This window comes from Amycolatopsis sp. NPDC049252, from assembly GCF_043197175.1.
Taxonomy (GTDB): domain Bacteria; phylum Actinomycetota; class Actinomycetes; order Mycobacteriales; family Pseudonocardiaceae; genus Amycolatopsis.
In genome coordinates, this window is the sequence record NZ_JBICSQ010000093.1 from 16,135 (window position 1) to 29,872 (window position 13,738).

Consider the following 13,738-nt stretch of genomic DNA (forward strand, 5'->3'; position numbering starts at 1 on the left):
CACGCCCGGTCTCAAACACCCCAGTCGGGCCGCAGCGGCATGCCCATTCCGCCCTGGTTGTCGGTGCGGACGCCGAGGATCTGGTGCAGTTCGATCTCCCGCCGTTCGAAGGCCAGCCGGCAGGCCGCGAGGTAGAGCGCCCAGACCCGGCTGCGCCCCGCGCCGGCCTCGCCGACGGCCTCGTCCCAGTGCTCGTCGAGGTTGGCGCACCAGCCGGCCAGGGTGGTCGCGTAGTGCTCGCGGAGGTTCTCCGAGTGGCGGACCTCGAGACCGGCGTCGTGCATGGCCGTGACCAGCTCGCCCGGGGCCTCCAGCTCGCCGTCCGGGAAGACGTACCGGTCGATGAACCCGCGGGAGCGGTGCGCGACGCTCGTGTCCGGGTTGGTGATGCAGTGGTTGAGCAGCCGCCCGTGCGGCTTGAGCTTGGCGGCCAGGAAGCGGAAGTACCCCGGCACGTTGCGGGCGCCGATGTGCTCGGTCAGCCCGATCGACGAGATCGCGTCGAAGTCCGTTTCGGTGACGTCCCGGTAGTCGAGGTGCCGGATCTCGGCCCGGTCGGCCAGGCCGAGGGCGACGATGTTCTTCTGCGCCCACTGCGCCTGTTCACGCGAAAGTGTGACGCCGAGGGCCTCGACGCCGTAGTGGCGAACGGCGTGCGCGACCATCCCGCCCCAGCCGCAGCCGACGTCGAGCAGCCGCATCCCCGGCTTGAGGCCGAGCTTGCGGCAGACCAGGTCGAACTTGTGCTCCTGGGCCTGCTCCAGCGTGGCGCCGTCCTCGGGGAACACGGCGCAGGTGTAGGCCATCGACGGCCCGAGGACCAGCTCGTAGAACCGGTTGGAGACGTCGTAGTGGTTCGAGATGGCGCTGCTGTCGCGCTCCTTCGAGTGTCGCAGGCCGGACAGGCTCCGCTTGAACCGGTTCGGCAGCTCTTCGGCGGGCGGCTGGACGCGGCGCAGGTGGGCGGGCCCGAGCTTGCGCAGCAGCCAGACGCGGTCGGCCGGGGTCAGCTGGTCGACCTGGGCCGCGAGCGCGTGCAGCGCCGTGTAGAGGTCGCCGGTGACCTCGATCGCCCCGGCGACGTACGCACGGGCCAGGCCGAGGTCGCCCGGGGACGACATCAGGTAGTCCAGCGCGAGCGGCGACCGGACCTCGATGGCGACCGGCGCGTCGGCCGGGCCGGTGCTGCTGCCGTCGTAGGCGGTGATGGACACGGTGGAGCTCGGGCCGAGCAGGCGCTCGAAGACTTCGCCGACCGGGATGCTTGCCTTGGTCACTTTTGTTCCTTTCAGGGCCTTCACCGGCGCCGGACGCATTTTTCGTAGAGGCCGAGCAGCCGGCTGGCCGGGTCGTAGGCCCGCTTGAGCTCCCCGTAGGCGTCACCGTTGTAGAGGCGCCAGAACTCGTCCTCGGAGTAGAAGCTGTCCGAGTAGAGCGATTTGTGCCCGCCGAGGCGGGTGACCTCGGCTTCGATCATCCGGTTGTGGACGCCGTCGCGCTCGCCGGGGTCCAGCGGCACCGCCGACCAGAACCCGAAGTTGACGTACAGCTCGTCGGGGTCCAGTTCGTACAGCGGCCAGCGCACCCCACCGGGCCGCTGGCGCAGCGGGCAGATCCACACCGGGCTGATCGGGATCTCCCGCTCGAAGAACTCGAGGAACTCCGCGGCGCGGGCCAGCGGCACCTCGATGTCCTGCACGATGGTCTCTTCCGGCGGCATCCGCCGGAGCTTGAGGAGCTTGGCGGCGATCCCGAACCTGCGGTCGAGGGCGACGAGCTTCCAGTACACCGAGGACCGCAGGAACCGGCGGCCCATCAGCAGCCGGGGGAGGCGCGACTGGACGCCGAAGGCCCGCGAGCACCAGAACCAGTCGGTGTCCCAGCGCCAGAGGTAGTCGCGGACGGTGAGATGGTCGGTCTCGCGCCGCTGGATCGAGCGGTAGTAGATGTCCAGCCACGTGTAGTCGCTGGTTTCGGGGGCACTGTCGGTGAAGGTGCCCAGCGTCACGTACAGCTCGTCCGGGCCGAACACCGTGCCGTCGACGAAGTCGACCGCTTCGCCCTCGTGAACCCGAGTGGTACAGACCTCGCCGAGGGCCGCGAAGTACGTCTCCCGGTCGTGGTGGCGGACGTGGCGCAGCTTCACGAACGGCTTCACCGGCTCGAGCTGGATCCGCAGGCGCAGCGCGTAGCCGAGGGTGCCGTAGGAGTTGGGGAAGCCGTGGAAGAGGTCGCGGTGCTCGTTGTCCGGCGTGGCGACGACGATGCCGCCGTCGCCGGTCATGATCTCCAGCTCCAGCACCGACTCGTGCGGCATGCCGCTGCGGAAGGAGCTTGACTCGATGCCGAGGCCGGTGACCGCGCCGCCGAGGGTGATGGTCTTGAGCTGCGGCACGACCAGGGGCATCAGCCCGTGCGGCAGCGTGGCGTCGACCAGCTGCTCGTAGGTGACCATCCCTTCGACGTCGGCGGTCAGCGTCTCGGGGTCGACGCGCAGCACGTGGGTGAAACCCGAGACGTCCAGACCAGGGTGCTGGGCCGAAGCGCGGGAGCGGAAGAGGTTCGACGTCCGCTTCGCCAGCCGGACCGTGGCCTCACCGGCCACCGCGGCCAGCTGGCGCCTGAGGTCGTCGACGCGGGTTTCGTGTTCGGGGAAGGCCGGGCCCGGGCGGGCCTGGGGCGCACCGGCCTGATCGATCGTCACCCCCCGATCCTGCCTCACGGGGGAAGGGGGCGCACCGTGCCTGTCCTCTCGCTGTCCCGCCGGCCGGAACCGGTGCCTCATCGCGTGGTTGACCGACGGAGGCGTGGGGTATCCGCGTTCGGGTTGCGGAAGATCCCGCGGCCGACGGGGAAAGCGAGGCGGCGTTGAGCATTCAGATCGATTTCGGGCGCGACACGGAGTTCTCGTTCGAGCGGCGGTTGCGCGGATACCTGGGGGCGGTCGCCCGGGCCGTGGGGGTCGGGCCAGAGTCCTGCACGATCGACCTCGACACCCCGGTGTCGGCCTACGTCGCCCTCGACTGGCGGCTGGGCCGGTTCCCCGGCCACGACCTCGCCCTCGTCTGGGACGAGGCGCACGGCTGGGCGGCGGCCCTGGAGGACACCGGCGGAGAGGCCGTCGTCCTCGCCTACCTCGGGGGCGAAGTGCTGCCGCAGCCGCGCGCGGTCGTGCGGTTCCTGGCCGCGGTGCGTGCCGGCGACCCGGCCGTGGGGACGCTCGAAGCGCCGATGCTGCGCGAGGCCGGCCACCACGAGGAGCTGCTCGGCGCGCTCTCGGCGGCGTGACCACGACGTTGCCCCGGTGTACGTCGCGCACGGAGCCGTGAGGGGTCAGCGTTCGCGGAACAGCTGGGCCGGGACGAGCGCCCACACGGTCTTGCCCGGCTCGGTCGCGCGCACGCCCCAGCCCAGGGACAGCTGGTCGACCAGCTTCAGGCCGTGACCGCCACCCGCCGCGACGCGCTCGACCGACGGCTCCTCGTCGGACACCTCCACCAGCAGGCCGCGCAGCTCGCGCGTCACCTTGAGCCGTGACGGGTGCGCGGTGTGGTCGTAGGCGTTGCCCACCAGCTCGTCCACGACGAGCAGCAGCGCGCCGAGCGGTTCCTCCTTGGTGCGGCCGAAGCCGAGGCAGCCGGCGACGGTCGACCGGATGCGGCGCAGCGCCGGCCGCGTCGTGAGGTCGACGGTGAGCTCGGCGGCCGTCGCGACCTGCAGGCTGAGCCGCTCCACGACCAGGTCCCAGCCCGGGGGCAATGTCTCGCCGTTCATCGCTCACTCCCTCGCACCGGACGCACCCGCCAGGGATTCGGCGCCACCGGCCATGCGGATGGCTGACAGACTGCGCGCATGGGGAACTTGAGCGCCGAAACCGTCGTCGACCGGATCCTGCCCAGGGAGCCGCGGGTTTCCCCCGACGGCCGCTGGGTCGTGTACCTCACGACGACCCGGGGCCGGACGGCCGGAGACCTGTGGCTCGTCCCCGCCGCCGGCGGTGCGCCACCGCGCAAGCTGGCCGGCCCCGCCGAGGCACCCCGGTGGGCCCCGGACTCCGGCTCGGTGTTCTACCTGGCCGCCCGGCGGCTCCACCGGGTCGGCCGCACCGGTGACGCCGAACGCGTGACCGACCGGGTCGTCACCGCCTGCGTCCCGCTGCCCGGCGACCTCGTCGTCCTGGTCGGGCCCGGCGAAGAGCCTCCCCGCGACCCGTACCTGCGCGCGCCGGAACCGCCCGACCGGCTGTGGCTGCTCGACCTGACCACCGGCGAGGTCCGTCCGCACGGCGACCTCGGTGACCGGCACGTCGTCGAGGTCGCCGCCCACCCCGGCGGCGGCCCGCTCGCCGTGCTGACCTGGCCGGTCACCGACCACTGTCCCGGCATGCTCGAAGCGCGGCTCCACCTGGTCGGCGGCCACGACCTCCCTGCTCCGGCCGTCGAGGCGTCCGCGCTCACCTGGTGGGGCGACCGCCTCCTCTACCTCGGCCTGACCCCGCCCGGACTCGTCGGCGGCTACGCGATCTTCGACGCCGGGGACGGCGCCAACCTCACCGAGGGGATGGACGTCTGCCCGGTCGAACTGGTCCAGGTCGACGACGGCCCGCCGCTCGCCCTGTTCGCCGAAGGCCTCGACACCACGATCCGGCGGCTCGACCCGGCCACTCGCAGGTTCGTGGAGCTCGCCCACGCGCCGGGCTCCCTCGAGTTCCTGAACCACGGCGGTGGTGTCGTCGCCGTGGTCGCGAGCACCGCGACCGAGCCCGACGACGTCCACACCGGACCGCCGGGCGGCCCGCTGACCCGGCTCACCGACAGCAGCCCGGAGCTGCGCGCCAGGACCTGGGGCCCGCAGGAGCGCCTGGCCTACCGCGCCGCCGACGGCCTGGAGCTGGACGGCCTGCTCGTCCTCCCACCCGGCGCCACGCGCCAGGACGGCCCGTTTCCGCTGGTCACGCTCGTGCATGGCGGCCCGTACGACCGCTGGGCCGACCGGTTCATCGGCGGCTGGCACCGGCAAGCACGGTGGCTGGCCGACGCCGGGTTCGCCGTCTTCCTGCCCAACCCGCGCGGCAGCCAGGGCCACGGCCACGCGTTCGCCGTTTCCGTCGCCGGTGCGGTCGGCGGCGCGGAGTGGACGGACATCCTCACCGGCATCGACCTGCTGATCGACGCCGGTGTCGCCGATCCGGACCGGCTCGGCATCGGCGGCGGGAGCCACGGCGGGTTCCTCGCCGCCTGGGCGGCCGCGCGCAGCGACCGCTTCGCCGCGGCCTTCGTCAACGCGGGCGTCAGCGACTGGGGCATGCTGGCCGCCACCGGCGAGCTGGGTGCCCCCTTCGAGGCGGCGTACGGCGGGAGCATCGGCTGGGAGGGCCCGGGCCCGCATCCGCACGACCGGAACAGCCCGATCTCCTACGCCGCCGACATCCGGACGCCGATCCTGCTGCTGCACGGCGCGGACGACACGAACGTCCCGCTCTCGCAGGCCGAGTTCCTCCACCGCGCGCTGCGCCACTTCGGCGTCGAGCACGAGTTCGCCGTCTACCCCGGGGAGGGCCACTCGCTGCGCGGCCGCGAACACCAGCTCGATTTCCTGCACCGCACCCGCGAGTGGTTCACCCGGTGGCTCAAACCTGCTCGCCCAGCTTGAACTCCGTGTCCTTCGAGGTGTCCTTCGACGTGTACGAGAAGCCGTCGGCGCCGATGGTGACGTCGGCTTCGCGCGCCTCGGCCCGGGCGATCAGCGGCTGCGGCTTCCCGTCGAGGTCCAGCACCGCGGACGCGTCGGAGTACCAGCTCGGCACCACCGGGTTGCCCCACCAGTCGCGGCGCTGGTTGTCGTGCACGTCCCAGGTGAGCACCGGGTTGTCCGGGTCGCCGGTGTAGTAGTCGTGGGTGTAGATCTCGATCCGGTGCCCGTCGGGGTCGCGGAGGTAGAGGTAGAACGCGTTCGACACACCGTGGCGGCCCGGCCCGCGCTCGATCATGCCGGACTGGCGCAGCGCGCCGAGGTGGTCGCAGAGGTGCAGGATCTGCGTCCGCTCGTGGCTCGCGAACGCGATGTGGTGCAGCCGCGGCCCGTCGCCGCCGGTGAGGGCGACGTCGTGCACCGTCGGCTTGCGGAACATCCAGGCCGCGTAGACCGTGCCCTCGTCGTCCTGGATGTCCTCCGACACGCGGAAACCCAGGCCCTCGTAGTACTTCCGGGCCGCCGGGACGTCCGGGGTGTCGAGGTTGAAGTGGTCGAGCCGCGACAGCGCACCGGCGCCGTGGACGTCGTAGCGCTGGGTGAACCGCTCGACGTGCTCGGCTTCGCAGAAGAACTCGACCGGGAAGCCGAGCGGGTCCTCGACGCGGACCGCCTCGCCGATGCCGCGAGTGGCGCCCGCCGCGCGGCGCTCGACGCGGCAGCCGAGAGCGCGGTAGTACGCCTCGGCGAGGTCGAGATCGGCCGCGCTCCGGATGCGGTAGCCGAGCACGGCCAGCGCGGGCGTCGCACCCTTCCGCAACACCAGCGAATGGTGCAGGTACTCCTCGAACGCCCGCAGGTACAGCGCCTCTTCGTCCTCATCGGACACCACGAGGCCGAGCACGCCGACGTAGAATTCCCGCGACGCGGCCAGGTCCGTGACGACCAGTTCGGCGTACGCGCAGCGGAGGACGTCCGGCGGGGTGGCGGTCATGACTGTCCCCTTCCGACGCTGCCGAACCGGGCCGGGTGCACCGGCCCGAGCGAAACGTGAATCGCCTGCTGGTGGGTGTAGAAGTCGAGCGAGCGGTAGCCGCCCTCCTGGCCGAGGCCGGACGCCTTGACCCCGCCGAACGGCGTGCGCAGGTCGCGGACGTTGTGCGAGTTCAGCCAGACCATCCCGGCGTCGACCGACTGCGCGAAGGTGTGCGCGCGCTCCAGGTTCGACGTCCACAGGTAGGCGGCGAGCCCGTACTTGACGTTGTTGGCCAGTGCCAGGGCTTCCGCCTCGGTGTCGAACGACGTCAGCGCGACGACCGGGCCGAAGATCTCCTCCTGGAAGATCCGCGCGTCCGGGGCGACGTCGGCGAACACGGTCGGCGCGACGTAGTTGCCGCTGTCCACACCGGACGGACGCCCGCCGCCGGCGAGCAGGCGGCCTTCGGACTTGCCCAGCTCGACGTAGCTCATGACCTTGGCGTAGTGCTCGGGGTGCACCAGCGCGCCGACCTCGGTGGCGGGGTCGTGCGGGTCGCCGACGACGATGGTCCGCGCTCGCGCGGCGTACCGCTCGCAGAACTCGTCGTAGATCGGGCGCTCGACGAGGATCCGGCTGCCCGCGGTGCAGCGTTCCCCGTTGAGGGAGAACACCCCGAACAACGTCGAGTCGAGGGCGGCGTCGAGATCCGCGTCGGCGAAGACGATCGCCGGGGACTTGCCGCCCAGCTCCATCGACATGCCCTTGAGCCCGGTCGCGCAGTTGCGGAAGATCGTCTGACCCGTCGTGGACTCGCCGGTGAAGGAGATCAGCGGGACGTCCGGGTGCTTGACCAGCGCGTCGCCCGCCTCCTCGCCGAAGCCGTTGACCAGGTTGAACACGCCTTCGGGCAGGCCCGCGCCGGCAAAGATCTCCGCCCAGAGGCTCGCCGACAGCGGTGTGAACTCGGCCGGCTTCAGCACCACCGTGCAGCCGGCCGCCAGCGCGGGCGCGAGCTTCCAGCTCTCCAGCATGAACGGCGTGTTCCACGGCGTGATGAGCCCGGCGACGCCGACCGGCTTGCGGTGCACGTAGTTCACCTGCCGGCCCGGCACCTGGTAGGTGTCGTCGGCCTGCGCGACCACGAGGCCGGCGAAGAACCGGAAGTTCTCCGCCGCGCGCTGCGCCTGGCCCAGCGCCTGGGTGATCGGCAGGCCGGTGTCGAACGTCTCCAGCTCGGCCAGCCGGGCGTCCTGGGCCTCGACGGCGTCGGCGATCTTGTTCAGCACCCGGGCCCGCGCGCGGGGCGCCAGGCGCGGCCAGGGCCCGTCGACGAACGCCGTGCGCGCCGCGGCGACCGCCCGGTCGACGTCCTCGGCCTGGCCCGCCGCCGCGGTCACGTACGGGGTGTTCGACACCGGATCGAGCACGTCGAAGGTCTTGCCCGAGACGCTGTCGACGAGCTGCCCGCCGATGTAGTGCTGCAGCGCGCCCGGCAGTCCTTCCGGGACGTGGTGACTCATGCTTTCCCCTCCACGGTGAAGCCTTCGGTCGGCGAGAGGTACTTCGCGCCTTCGGCCATGAGGTCCTTGATGCGGGCCAGCCCGGCCTCGGACGGCGGGAGCAGCGGCGGCCGGACGTGCCCGGACGCGATCAGCCCGCGGTGTTCGAGGACCCACTTGCCGGGCGCCGGGTTGGTCTCGACGAACAGCAGGTCGGCCAGCGGGTGCAGGCCGTAGTGGAGCTCCCGCGCGCGTTCGTGGTCGCCGGCCTGCCAGGCCTCGTACATCGCGGCGCACGCGGCGGGCGCGATGTTGGCCGTCGCGCTGACGAACCCGGCACCGCCCAGCGCCAGCAGCGGCAGGCAGAGCAGCTCGATCCCGGACCACACGACCAGCTCCCGCCCGCACAGGTGCAGCACCCGCGAGAAGTGCTCGAAGTCCTTCGTCGTCTCCTTGATGCCGACGAAGTTGTCACACGAGCGGAACAGCCGCGCGACGGTCTCCGGCGCGAGGTCGACGGCGGTGCGGCTCGGCACGTTGTAGGCGACGATCGGCAGGTCGGGGAACTCGTTGGCGACCGTGCGGTACCAGACGAACAGCGCGTCCTGGGTCGGGCGCGCGTAGTACGGCGTGATGACCAGCGCCGCGTCGATCCCGGCGTCGCGCGCGGCGGCCGTCAGCTCGAGGGTCTCGTCCAGCTTCGCGGATCCGGTGCCCGCGGCGAACGGGACGCGGTCGTCGACGACGGCGACGACCGTGCGGATCGCCTCGGTGCGTTCGGCGACGGTCTGCGAGCCGGGTTCGCCGGTCGAACCGCCGATCGAGATGCCGTGGGTGCCGGCGGCGAGCTGCCAGCGCACCAGGTTGGCCAGGCCGTCGTGGTCCACCGCGCCGTCGGCGGTGAACGGCGTCATCAGCGGCGCGATCGACCCGCGGATCGCCTGGGGGTCGGAGCGGAATCGCATGGTTTTCCCTTCTGCGTCAGGGGTGGCGGTAGTCGAGGAACGCGGCCAGGGTGGCCAGCCGGTGGTCGCGCACGGCGCGTTCGACGTCGGCGGCGGGGCCGCCGGCGTCGAGCAGGCCGAGGATGGCCTCGTGCTCGGCCACCGACTGGCGGGCGCGGCCGGGTACGAAGCTGAACGTCGAGGTCCGCAGGCCGCTCAGCCGGTTCCAGCTGCGGTGGACCAGGTCGAGGATCTGCGGGTTGGGGCACGCGGCGAACAGCACGGTGTGGAAGTCCCGGTTGAGCGCGGTGAACCGCGCCGGTTCGAAGTGCCCGAGACAGTCGGCGAGCTGGGCGTTCAGTTCACGGGCCTCGTCGAGCGCGCCCGGCGGCAGCAGGGGAGCGGCCAAGGCGGCCGCGTAGCCCTCCACCAGCGCGAGGGTCTGCATCGTGTGCTGGTAGTCGCTCTCGTCGACCATCGTGACCTGCGCGCCGACGTTGCGTTCGAACGTGACGAGTCCTTCGGCTTCCAGCAGCCGGATCGCCTCGCGGATGGGGACCACGCTGACACCGAGCTCCTGCGCGAGCCGGCCGAGGACCAGCCGGTAGCCGGGGGAGAAGGTGCCGTCGCCGATGCGGGCCTTGATCCATTCGTAGGCGATGCGCGACTTGCTCGGCGCGGCGCCGTTCACCGTTTCGCGAGCCATGCGGCGTACCTCCCGCGCCAGTGCTCGTCCATCGGGTAGAGCCCCTCGACCCGCTCGCCCGCGGCGACCTGCTCGGCGATGAACGTCTCCTGCCGCTCCTGCTCGATCGCCGCGTCGACGACCTCCTCGACCAGGTGCGGTGGCATGACGAGCACGCCGTCGCCGTCACCCGCGATGACGTCGCCGGGGCAGACGGCCGCGCCCCCGCAGGCGATCGCGACGTCGACCTCCCACGGCACGTGCCGGCGTCCGAGCACCGCCGGGTGCGGCCCGGCGTGGTAGGTGGGAATGTCCAAAGCGGACACCGCGGCCAGGTCGCGGACCCCGCCGTCGGTGACGATCCCGGCCGCGCCGCGCACCTGCGCGCGCAGCGCGAGGATGTCACCGACGGTGCCGGTCCCGCGTTCGCCGCGGGCCTCCATGACCAGGACGTCACCGGGGCCGAGGGCGTCGATGGCGCGTTTCTGCGCGTTGTAGCCGCCCCCGTGCGCGCGGAACAGGTCTTCGCGGTACGGCAGGTAGCGGAGAGTCCGCGCGCGGCCGGTCAGCCGGGACCCGGGCCGGGTCGACGTGAGGCCCTCGATGAAGACGTCGTGGTAGCCGCGCTTGCGGAGCTGGACGGAAAGCGTTGCGGTGCCGACGGATTCGATCCGCTCCCGCAGTTCCGGGCTCAGCGTGAAGTCCGGTTCGGACGTTCCGTAGGCGTCCGCGCGCTGCTTCTCGTCGACCCGGGGGAGCGCGCCGTACGGTCCGAAGGGGACGGTCCCCTCCGCGATCGGGGTGACCAGTCGGCCGGTGGTGCGCTCCCCGGCGCTGACTTCGACCTCGACGACGTCCCCGGGCCCGGCGACCGACGCGCCCGCGGGCGTCCCGGTGAGCACGACGTCCCCGGGTTCGAGGGTGATCAGCTGCGAGAGGTCGGCGACCAGCCGGCCGAAGCCGAACAGCAGGTCGGCGGTGGTGTCGTCCTGGACGAGGGCGCCGTTGAGCCAGGTGCGCAGCCGCAGTGCGGCCGGGTCGACGTCCGCGGCGGGCAGGACCGCCGGGCCGAGCGGGGTGAAGCCGTCGCCGCCCTTCGAGCGGAGGTTGCTGCCCTTGTCGGCGTAGCGAAGGTCGTAGACGCCGAAGTCGTTGGCCGCGGTGACGCCGCCGACGTACGACCAGCCCTCCCCGGGGGCGACGCGGCGGGCGAGCCGGCCGATGACCAGCGCGATCTCGCCTTCGAAGCCGAGCAGTTCGGTGCCGGCCGGGCGCTCGAGGACGTCCCCGCTCGCCGCGACGGAGGTCGGCGGCTTGAGGAAGTACGACGGCTGCTCCGGGACGCGCCCGCGTTGCGCGGCGCGGGAGCGGTAGTTGAGGTGCAGCGCGATGATCTTGCCGGGCCGCGCGATGCTGGTCATATTCCAAATGATATACGATCTGGTCGATGAAAGACCCCGCCGATTGCGACGACGGGGGTTCCTCCGGCTACGTCCCGTAGTGCCAGTAGTCCCGCTCGGGCAGCACCGCCCAGACGTCGGGCGGGCCGGTGATCGAGCGCGCGTCGAGCGGCCGCAGTCCCGCGTACGCGCAGGCGTAGGCCGCCGCGTTTCCCGGGTGCAGGGAGGAAAGCAGCACCTCAAGACCGGAGGAATCGGCGTACGGCGCGCCGCCGGGGTGCAGGTCCGACCCTGCGACGACGCCGTCGCGGACGATGCTGCCCTGGTTGCCGCTCTTCGGGTTCGAGTAGACGCCGTAACAGACCGTGCCCGCCGACAGCAGCCACGTGACGAGCGGGGTCTGCGGCAGGTAGCCCCACGGCTGGGTGAGGACGCAGCCGCCGGGCACGTCGGTGAACCCGGCGATCAGGTCGATGCCCTCGGCCGCCCACGGATCCTCGGACAGCGTCCGGCCGGCCTCGGGCTCGACGGGAGCCGCGTCCAGGCGCCGCGCCGCTTCCGCGGCGTCGATCCCCGCGACGCACCCGAGACCGGTGCCTTCGCGCAGGTTGGTGCGCAGCGCGTGCCCGAGCCGGGGCGCCTCGGCCACGACGGCGGCTTCGGCGTCGGTGAGCGCGACTCCGCCGGGTGGGGTGCCGAACAGGTCCGGGGTGGGCCCGGCCAGCGCGAGCCGCCCCGGCGACCAGCCGGACGGGTCCGGCCGCCACGGATCGGCGCCCGCTTCGGCCAGCACACGGGCGTTGTCCGGGCGACGGGCGTGCACGGCCCACCACAGGGCGGTGTGGCCCTCGTCGGCGACGTCGACGTCGGCCGCGCGGCGGGCCAGCTCGGCCACCTGCTCCGGCGTGCCGCGTTCGGCGGCGTCCTGCAGGGTGCTCATCGTTCCCCCTCGTGATCGGTTCGCGGCGACCGTAGCGAACGGGACCGACATTTCCGGCGGTAGCGCGCGACGCGGCCGGCATGTGATGCTCGGAGCCGGAGGGGGAGGGGAGATGGACTCGTTCGGGGCGCGGTTGCGCCGTCTTCGGCGCGCCGCGGGGCTGACCCAGGAGGCGCTGGCCGAGAAGTCGGGGCTGAGCGGGCAGGCGGTCGGCGCGCTCGAACGCGGGGACCGGCGGTTCCCGCAGCGCGCCACCCTCGACCGGCTCGCCGACGCCCTCGAGCTCTCCGGTGACGACCGGGCCGCCTTCACCGCGGCCGCCGCGCGGCCCACCGGTCCCAAGCCGGAACCGGGGGTCGTCCCGCGGGAGCTGCCCGGGGAGATCGCCGCGTTCACCGGCCGGGAAGCCGAGCTCGAACGGGTGCTGGCCTGCTTCGAAGAGCGGTCGGGTGCCGTGGTCGCCGTCGCCGGGATGGCCGGGATCGGGAAGACGGCGCTGGCGCTGCACGCCGGGCACCGGCTCGCCCGGCGATTCCCCGACGGCTCGCTGCACCTGGACCTGCGCGGGCACGCGGCCGACCCGCCGGATCCGCTGGACCTGCTCGACCGGCTGATCCGGGAGCTCGGCGGGGAACCGCCGGCACCGTTGTCGCTCGAAACCGCGTCGGCGCGGTTCCGGTCGCTGCTCGCCGCGAAACGCGTGCTGCTGGTGCTCGACAACGCCCGCGACGCCGCGCACGTCGCGCCGCTGCTGCCCGGCGGCGGCGGGTCGGGCGCGATCGTCACCAGCCGCGCGGCGTTGCCCGACCTGCCGCAGGCGCACCAGGTCCTGCTCGACGTCCTGCCGGAGGCGGACGCGCTGCGGCTGCTGGCGGCGGAGATCGGCGCCGAGCGGGTCGCCGCCGAACCCACCGCCGCCCGGTCGGTCGCCCGGCTCTGCGGGTACCTGCCGCTCGCCCTGCACCTGGCCGGGGCGCGGCTCGCGACCCGGCCGAGCTGGCCGGTCGCCCACCTGGCCCACCGGCTCGACGACGAACGCCGCCGGCTCGACGAGACCGGCGTCCGGACCAGCTTCGAACTCGCGTTCCGCCGCCTGGCGGCCGGCGATCCGCCCGCGGCCCGCGCGTACCCGCTGCTGTCCCTGCTCGACGTCTCCGAGCTCTCGGTCGCCGTCGCCGGCCGGCTGCTCGACGCACCGGAACGGGAGACCGAGGAGCTGCTGGAACGCCTGACCGACGAGCACCTGCTGACCACGCCCGCGCCCGGGTGGTACCGGTTGCACGACCTGCTCCGGCTCTACGCCCGTGAACACGCCGAGCGGCTGACCGCGCCCGAGCGGGCGGCGGCGATCACCCGGGTCGTCGAGCTGTGCGCGGCGATGGCGTGGCGGAGCATGGCGCTGGTCTCGGCGGCTTCGCAGCGCCACGATTGGGCGGCCGGGCGCTGGGCCGGCGGGGAGGTCCCGGCGACGGTCGGCGAGGTCTTCGGCTGGCTCGACGCGCACCAGCCGCACCTGGTCACCGTCGTGCGGCAGGCCGCCGCCACCCCCGGGGTGCCACCCGAGGCGATCGCCGCCGTCGGGCTCGGGCTGTTCGAGTAC

Annotated in this window: 12 protein-coding genes; 3 read left to right on the forward strand and 9 right to left on the reverse strand. The window is 72.9% G+C overall.

The genetic code is table 11. The features are described 5' to 3' along the window. Nucleotides 1-11 precede the first annotated feature (11 nt). Nucleotides 12-1,316 (reverse strand): class I SAM-dependent methyltransferase, encoded by a 1,305-nt coding sequence (locus tag ACGFMK_RS43005; protein WP_392775776.1) that lies wholly within the window; start codon nt 1,314-1,316, stop codon nt 12-14. Further along, on the reverse strand, nt 1,298-2,704 hold the full coding sequence (locus tag ACGFMK_RS43010) for an FAD-binding oxidoreductase (RefSeq protein ID WP_392775779.1): 1,407 nt from the start codon (nt 2,702-2,704) through the stop codon (nt 1,298-1,300). The genes ACGFMK_RS43005 and ACGFMK_RS43010 overlap by 19 nt, the downstream gene beginning before the upstream one ends. 164 nt (nt 2,705-2,868) lie before the next feature. Between ACGFMK_RS43010 and ACGFMK_RS43015 the strand changes: the two genes are divergently transcribed. Next, nucleotides 2,869-3,288, forward strand: a complete 420-nt coding sequence (locus ACGFMK_RS43015; RefSeq protein ID WP_392775781.1) for a DUF6292 family protein — start codon at nt 2,869-2,871, stop codon at nt 3,286-3,288. Between the two features lie 45 nt (nt 3,289-3,333). Here the strand turns inward: ACGFMK_RS43015 and ACGFMK_RS43020 are convergent, their stop codons facing one another. Then, entirely contained in the window at nt 3,334-3,774 is a 441-nt protein-coding gene (locus ACGFMK_RS43020) for an ATP-binding protein (protein WP_392775783.1), read from the reverse strand. Nucleotides 3,775-3,852: 78 nt separating this feature from the next. On the opposite strand from ACGFMK_RS43020, the gene ACGFMK_RS43025 reads away from it, so the two are divergent. Beyond that, the gene (locus tag ACGFMK_RS43025) at nt 3,853-5,652 is read left to right on the forward strand and encodes a S9 family peptidase (protein WP_392775784.1); all 1,800 of its coding nucleotides are present in this window, start codon (nt 3,853-3,855) and stop codon (nt 5,650-5,652) included. On the opposite strand, the gene hpaD is transcribed toward ACGFMK_RS43025, so the two are convergent. From hpaD to ACGFMK_RS43055, 6 genes are all read right to left on the reverse strand, one after another. After that, the gene (gene hpaD, locus ACGFMK_RS43030; RefSeq protein WP_392775787.1) at nt 5,630-6,685 is read right to left on the reverse strand and encodes a 3,4-dihydroxyphenylacetate 2,3-dioxygenase; all 1,056 of its coding nucleotides are present in this window, start codon (nt 6,683-6,685) and stop codon (nt 5,630-5,632) included. The genes ACGFMK_RS43025 and hpaD overlap by 23 nt on opposite strands. Then, nucleotides 6,682-8,190 carry a 5-carboxymethyl-2-hydroxymuconate semialdehyde dehydrogenase gene (gene hpaE / locus ACGFMK_RS43035; RefSeq protein ID WP_392775789.1) on the reverse strand — a complete coding sequence of 503 codons (1,509 nt, stop codon included), beginning with the start codon at nt 8,188-8,190 and terminating at the stop codon, nt 6,682-6,684. Before hpaE ends, hpaD begins: the two co-directional genes overlap by 4 nt. Continuing rightward, a complete protein-coding gene (gene dapA, locus ACGFMK_RS43040; protein WP_392775792.1) occupies nt 8,187-9,134 on the reverse strand; it encodes a 4-hydroxy-tetrahydrodipicolinate synthase in 948 nt (315 codons plus the stop codon). The genes hpaE and dapA overlap by 4 nt, the downstream gene beginning before the upstream one ends. 16 nt (nt 9,135-9,150) lie before the next feature. Further along, on the reverse strand, nt 9,151-9,819 hold the full coding sequence (locus ACGFMK_RS43045; RefSeq protein ID WP_392775795.1) for a GntR family transcriptional regulator: 669 nt from the start codon (nt 9,817-9,819) through the stop codon (nt 9,151-9,153). Beyond that, nucleotides 9,801-11,219, reverse strand: coding sequence for a fumarylacetoacetate hydrolase family protein (locus tag ACGFMK_RS43050; protein ID WP_392775797.1), 1,419 nt, complete (start codon nt 11,217-11,219; stop codon nt 9,801-9,803). Before ACGFMK_RS43050 ends, ACGFMK_RS43045 begins: the two co-directional genes overlap by 19 nt. 67 nt (nt 11,220-11,286) lie before the next feature. Beyond that, on the reverse strand, nt 11,287-12,138 hold the full coding sequence (locus ACGFMK_RS43055) for a hypothetical protein (protein WP_392775800.1): 852 nt from the start codon (nt 12,136-12,138) through the stop codon (nt 11,287-11,289). 112 nt (nt 12,139-12,250) lie between these two features. Between ACGFMK_RS43055 and ACGFMK_RS43060 the strand changes: the two genes are divergently transcribed. Next, nucleotides 12,251-13,738 (forward strand): helix-turn-helix domain-containing protein (locus ACGFMK_RS43060; protein WP_392775803.1); only part of this gene is annotated, 1,488 nt, incomplete at its 3' end.